At 49.3% G+C, this 6,530-nt stretch carries 5 protein-coding genes; 2 read left to right on the top strand and 3 right to left on the bottom strand.

Going from position 1 to position 6,530, the window contains the following annotated elements; genetic code table 11:
- A partial coding sequence (locus AC4MRN_RS18795) for a DUF177 domain-containing protein (RefSeq protein ID WP_491204154.1) occupies positions 1-241 on the bottom strand: 241 nt, incomplete at its 3' end.
- A 319-nt stretch (positions 242-560) separates the two neighbouring features.
- Here AC4MRN_RS18795 and AC4MRN_RS18800 point away from each other — a divergent pair.
- Positions 561-1,184, top strand: coding sequence for a Maf family protein (locus AC4MRN_RS18800; protein ID WP_491204155.1), 624 nt, complete (start codon positions 561-563; stop codon positions 1,182-1,184).
- A 45-nt stretch (positions 1,185-1,229) separates the two neighbouring features.
- Here the strand turns inward: AC4MRN_RS18800 and AC4MRN_RS18805 are convergent, their stop codons facing one another.
- The gene (locus AC4MRN_RS18805; protein WP_491204156.1) at positions 1,230-1,880 is read right to left on the bottom strand and encodes an HAD family hydrolase; all 651 of its coding nucleotides are present in this window, start codon (positions 1,878-1,880) and stop codon (positions 1,230-1,232) included.
- Positions 1,867-2,832: a 23S rRNA pseudouridine(955/2504/2580) synthase RluC gene (gene rluC / locus AC4MRN_RS18810; protein WP_491204157.1), complete on the bottom strand. Its 966-nt coding sequence runs from the start codon at positions 2,830-2,832 to the stop codon at positions 1,867-1,869. The genes AC4MRN_RS18805 and rluC overlap by 14 nt, the downstream gene beginning before the upstream one ends.
- A 679-nt stretch (positions 2,833-3,511) precedes the next feature.
- On the opposite strand from rluC, the gene rne reads away from it, so the two are divergent.
- A partial coding sequence (rne, locus tag AC4MRN_RS18815) for a ribonuclease E (RefSeq protein WP_491204158.1) occupies positions 3,512-6,530 on the top strand: 3,019 nt, incomplete at its 3' end.

The raw sequence follows: 6,530 nt of genomic DNA on the forward strand, positions 1-6,530 counted from the left end.
CCTCTACCGGATCATAGGCTTCGGGTAATGCTTCTGCGTCTTGTTGTCCCTGCACTGGACTGTAACAAAACTCTACGTGAAGTGGACAATCGAATGCCTCATTACACCGCTGACAGATAAGTGCCACCTTAGTATCCAGTGTGCCGTGGAAAACAGTAAGACCCTGCTCGTCTTTTTTGAACTGCACTTCCACTTCGACCCACTCGTCATAACTGACAACTGAACCGACTAATCGTTCCATATCTTTGACGGCTAACACGCCCTTATAATCGGAACGTTTTAACGCGCTTTTGACAGGATCGATCTGGTAAGGTAATTTCACTTTCTGCATAGGGCGCGCATAATATAGCGTCAACCCTTTACTGTCAAAGGATTAATGGACTTTTTCACTAATATTCGGACTGACTGCAATTTTACACTGGTTCTGAGCGGGTAAGGCAACCAATTTCACGTTAAAAAGCTAAAACCAGCGCTTAAATTCCGCTACACTATTGCTATAAACCGGGGTGACCGCTCACCACCGGACTACTATAACGATAATAAACTAAACGACTGAATTTATGAGTAAAAAATCTTACCCAAGACTCATTCTTGCCTCTTCATCACGCTACCGACTGGCGCAGCTGGCCAATATAGGCCTGCAATTACCGGGCATTTCACCGTCGATAGACGAAACCCCGCGAGACACCGAAGCACCGGAAGCCCTGGCTTGCCGCCTTGCTCAATCCAAAGCTGAACAAATTGCGGCGGACTACCCGGATGCCGTTGTTATTGGTGGCGATCAGGTTGCTGCGGTAACCGATGCAACAGGCAAACTGCATACGCTGGGAAAACCGGGTAATTTGCCCAACGCCATTGAGCAATTGACACTCTGTTCAGGGAATACTGTTACCTTTTACACCGCGCTGAGTCTGGTGCATAACGCTAAACATGCAACGCTGACAGAATGTGAAACCGTTAAGGTGACCTTTAAAAAGCTAACCGAAGCACAAATAGAGCGCTATCTGTTAAGTGAGCAACCCTACGACTGCGCTGGCAGCTTTAAGTCTGAAGGAAAAGGCGTATTGCTGTTTGAACGCATTGAATCCCGCGATCCCAATACGTTAATTGGTATGCCGGTGATGCTGCTGAGGGATATGTTGGCTAAATGGCAGATTGATTTAGCCAGTATTGTGCTTCGTTAAACACTGTTACCTGCAAAAGCGACTGATATAAGACACTGACAGCCCTTATGCTGTCAGTACCTCATGCAACTCTGCTATTGAATGCACAATGGCTTTGGGTTTGTGTTTTTCCAGGTGCACCTGTGCATGCACGCCGTAGCTTACCCCTACCCTGTCCATGCCAATGGACTGCGCCATTTGCATATCATAGGTGGTATCGCCAATCATGAGCGCCTGAGCAGGTGTTAGTCCGCGTTCTTCAATTAACTGTAACAGCATATCCGGCGACGGCTTAGACTCTGCCTCATCAGCACAACGCGATGTTGTAAAGTAGTGCCCGGTGCCAGTTTGACGCCAGGCTCGCTCAAGGCCTCTTCGCGCCTTACCCGTGGCAACGGCCAGGGTGCGTTGCTTTGCCATTAAATCACTTAGCATCGTTTCCACACCGTTAAACAACGGACAGGGTGTGGTGTCTACCCCTAGATAGACCTCTTTATAAGCCAGTACCAGACGCTCGGCCAGGTGGTCATCGTCGGTATTGAACAGTTGCTTAATAGCGGGCTTCAGGCTGATCCCAATAATATGGCTAACTGCTTCATCACTGGGTACGTCAACCTCACAATGCCTGGCTGCTTGTTGCATACACTGCACAATTTTGGCTGCTGAATCCATCAGCGTGCCGTCCCAGTCAAAAATGATTAATTCATACTGCTTCATTGAGACTCTCTAATGTTCGGGTTAGCACCTTATCCAGCGGTGCGTGAAACGTAACAGGCTGCTCGGCTTTAGGATGAAACAAACGCAAACTGGCAGCATGCAGGAACAAACGGTTTAACCCAATGTTCTGCATGGCCTGATCGAACCCGGCATCGCCGTATTTATCGTCACAGGCAATCGGATGACCAGCGTGCAGGCAGTGCACACGGATTTGGTGAGTACGCCCTGTTATGGGTGACGCTTCAACCAAGGTCGCCTGCGCATAACGTTCAAGTATACGATAGCGCGTCTCAGACGGTTTACCCTGCTCTGACACACTCACCAATCGCTCACCCGACTGCAGCACATTTTTTTGCAGCGGCGCTTTTACCTTAAACCGATTTTCCGGCCATGCGCCGCTTACCAATGCCTGATAGCGCTTATCCATTTTGCCTTCGCGAAGCTGTTCATGCATATGACGCAACGCCGAGCGCTTTTTAGCTACCAGAATACACCCCGACGTATCACGGTCTAGTCTGTGCACCAACTCCATAAATTTGGCTTGAGGACGCAGCGCCCTTAATCCTTCAATTAAGCCAAAACTCAACCCGCTACCACCGTGAACAGCCAAACCAGACGGTTTATTGAAAACTATAAGATGGTCGTCTTCAAACAGAATGTGTTCTTCCAGACTGGCAATTTTGTTCAGCTTTGGTGAAGGTGCTTCTGGCTTTTCGCTGACTTTCACCGGCGGTATGCGAATAACATCGCCGGGCTGTAATTTGTATTCAGGCTTTACCCGCTTTTTATTTACCCGGACTTCGCCTTTGCGAAGAATGCGGTAAATAAGGCTTTTAGGTACGCCTTTTAACTGTGTGCGTAAGAAGTTATCGATGCGCTGCCCCGCGAGATCGGGCTCGGCTTCAATAAACTGGACTTGATTGTGCACTTGAGATTGATTCGATGTGTTCATGCGGCGGCATTTTATCCTATCGCTTGTCGGTGCGTAAGCGATTTAATTAAACTTTCTTCGTATTACTGATTGTATGACTGTAAGCCTGGTCAACATGGCTATTTTTTAACCTGCGGATTGGCCGAAACCAGGCTTTATTCGCAGTATTAATCGGTATTACTTGCCTATTTTCGAACTTTGGTGCGATAATCTTAATGTTTTAACTGCAACGACACTCAAATTAACTGTCTCGCGCGATGTTAAAATAATGAACGTTAAACCTAAAAAAGTTTAACAACACTTCGTGATGTCCTCATGTGTAACGGTTAATCCGTAAGTGAATCATGAAAGCAATGAGGGAAGAACGCAGCGATGGCACTTGCCCGCTTCGACAACTATCACGATAAGAGCGAAAATCGTTTTGCCGTTTAGTAATACAGAATTGAATTGACAAAAGTGTACTGACTCTCAGAAGTAAACGTCGGTACCTACCAAGAAAAAGTGAATCAGGGCCCGTTGTTCCCGACACCCAATAACAGACAGAACACCAAGCTGAAAACAGGCTTTGGCGGACAAAACTAAGGGTAATACAACGTACAACATGATCCCCGCCCAACGAGAGGTTGCGCGGTGAGGTTTTGCACAGTCAACACAATTGTGTATCTAGGCGGCTGTAAGCACTATTACAGAGTTAGATACAATGAAAAGAATGCTAATCAATGCAACTCAACAAGAAGAGTTGCGGGTAGCCTTGGTCGACGGGCAGCGCCTGTACGATCTGGACATCGAAAGTCCTGGACACGAGCAGAAAAAAGCCAATATTTACAAAGGTAAAATCACTCGCGTAGAACCCAGCCTGGAAGCGGCTTTTGTTGACTACGGCGCTGAACGCCACGGTTTCCTTCCCCTCAAAGAAATTGCCCGAACTTATTTCCCTAAAGACTACAAGCTTGAAGGCCGTCCTAACATCAAAGATGTGATCAAGGAAGGTCAGGAAGTTATTGTTCAAATCGACAAAGAAGAACGCGGCCAGAAAGGCGCGGCGTTAACCACTTTCTTGTCGTTGGCAGGCAGCTACCTGGTACTTATGCCAAACAACCCTCGCGCCGGCGGTATTTCTCGCCGTATCGAAGGTGATGAGCGTACCGACCTGAAAGCGGCTTTATCGAAATTAGACCTGCCAGATGGCATGGGCCTGATCGTTCGTACCGCGGGTGTTGGCAAATCTTATGAAGAACTGGACTGGGATTTACGCGTACTGCTGACCCATTGGGAAGCAGTTTCCAAAGTAGCGGAAGAGCGTCCTGCCCCGTTCCTGATCCACCAGGAAAGTAACGTTATTGTTCGTGCAATCCGCGATTATCTGCGCCGCGATGTTGGCGAAATCCTGATTGATAAAACCAGCGTTTACGAACAGGCATTGCAACACATTCAGTTGGTTCGCCCGGACTTCGCGAACCGCGTAAAACAGTACAAAGGCGATGTGCCTTTGTTCAGTCACTACCAAATCGAAAGTCAGATCGAGTCGGCGTTTGAGCGCGAAGTGCGCCTGCCGTCGGGTGGTTCAATTGTTATTGACCCAACCGAAGCCCTGACCTCTATCGATATCAACTCTGCCCGTGCAACCAAAGGCGGTGATATCGAAGAAACTGCATTAAACACTAACCTGGAAGCCGCCGACGAAATCGCACGACAATTGCGTCTGCGCGATCTGGGTGGTCTGGTCGTTATCGACTTTATCGATATGACACCAGTGCGTCACCAACGTGAAGTAGAAAACCGAATCAAAGAAGCGGTACGCCCTGACCGCGCTCGCGTTCAATTAGGCCGCATCTCGCGCTTCGGCTTGCTTGAAATGTCTCGTCAGCGCCTGCGTCCGTCTCTGGGTGAGTCTGCACACAATGTATGTCCTCGCTGTTCAGGTCACGGCACCATCCGCGGTACTGAATCACTGGCTCTGTCGATTTTGCGTATTCTTGAAGAAGAGAGTATTAAAGACAATACAGGTCAGATTGAAGCGCAATTGCCTGTACCTGTGGCCACTTACCTGCTGAATGAAAAGCGTAAAGCAATTCAGAATATCGAGAAACGCCACAACGTCAGCCTGTTGATCATTCCTAATCCAAATTTCGACACGCCGCATTATCAAATCGTTCGTCACCGCACCGACGATGTCATCACAGATGCCAGCTACAACGTGCAACTGGCCGAAGCAGAAGCCGAGGAAACTAAATCCAGTACAGCAACGCCAGTAAAACGCGAAGAACCCGCGTTAAAAGGTCTGATTGCGCCTACCCAGGCACCGGTAGTTCCAGCAGCGGCACCTGAAGCTAAAGCAGAAGAAAAACCCGGCTTATTCGCCGCACTTGGCAATTGGTTGAGCAAGTTGTTCAGCAGCGAAGAAGAAGCGCCTAAGCCAGAGCCGAAAAAAGGCCGTAACAGTGGTCAGAATAATCGCAAGCGTCAGAACGACAAGCGTCGTAATCCGCGCAACAACAAAAACCGTCGTAAGAACACCAACGACAAGGCCACAGATGCGCCAGAGAAAGACAACAAAAATGAGTCTACTGGTAATAACAAGCCGCGTCAGGATCGTAACGAACGTAATAACCGCGGTCGCAATCGCTCTCGTAAGCCTCAGTCGGATAAAGCCGCTGACAACACCAATGCGGTAGATGCAACTGCTCAGACTAATGAGTCGGAACAGCCTACCGAGAAGAAAAGAGTGGTCAAAGAACGTCGCCAGCGTCGTAACATGAAAGGCAGTGTTCGAGCGAAGAACAACCAGGCTCAATCTGCAGCTTCAGACAACGCGCAAGACGAGAACGTAAAAGCACAACAAGCCAATGCTGTTAAAGCTGAAGTTGCCGAGAAAGCGACGCAAAGCAATGAACAGGACGCTGCTGAAGTGAACGCAGTTAACACACCTGTTCAGGCAGAAGCCGTTGTTACTGAGCAAGCTGCACCAACAGCGAAAGACGCTGAATCACCGGCAGTAGCAAATGAAGCTGAAAGCAGCGAACAAACTGAGTCTGACGAAGACAAAGCGAAATCGGAAAAAGGCGCACGTAGCCGCAGCCGTCGCTCACCTCGTCACGCTCGCGCAGCTGGCCAGCGTCGCAAGAAAGACAAGGCACCTGAAGCTGATGCAGAAGCCACTCCAGCTGTGCAACAGGATGAGCTACAGTTTGATATGCCTGAAAGCGGCGCAGAATCAACTGAAGCTGCGTCTGAGCCTAAGCAGGTAGAAATCAATCTGGATGCAGACAACGCTCCGGCTGAAGCCACTGTTGCTGAAGAGAAAGCCCCTGAGGCTCCGGAAGCGCCTGCGGAAGTAGAGAAAGCGGAAGTAGCAGAGGAAACACAACCTGAAGCTGCTGTTGAGTCTGAAGCGCCCCAGGCAGAGGTTGTTGAAGCAACCACTGAAACTGCGCCTGTAGAAGCTGAATCAACAGAAGCGGCAAGCGAGGCAGAAGCCCCTGTTGCAGAAGAATCAGAATCAGCAGAACCTGCACCTGTTGAATCAGTTCAAACTGAAGAAGCCGAAGCGCCTGCGACAGCAGAGCCAGTTGCTGAAACCAGTGAGCCTGAGGCAGCTGAGCCAGTAGTTGAAGCGCCAGCTTTACCAGCAGAGAAGCCTGCGCCTGTAGCAAAACCAGCAGCTGTTGTTCACATGGCCAGCAGCTTGGGCAAATTCAACGTGTCTCACCCTATGGCCA

This window comes from Marisediminitalea sp., from assembly GCF_984433645.1.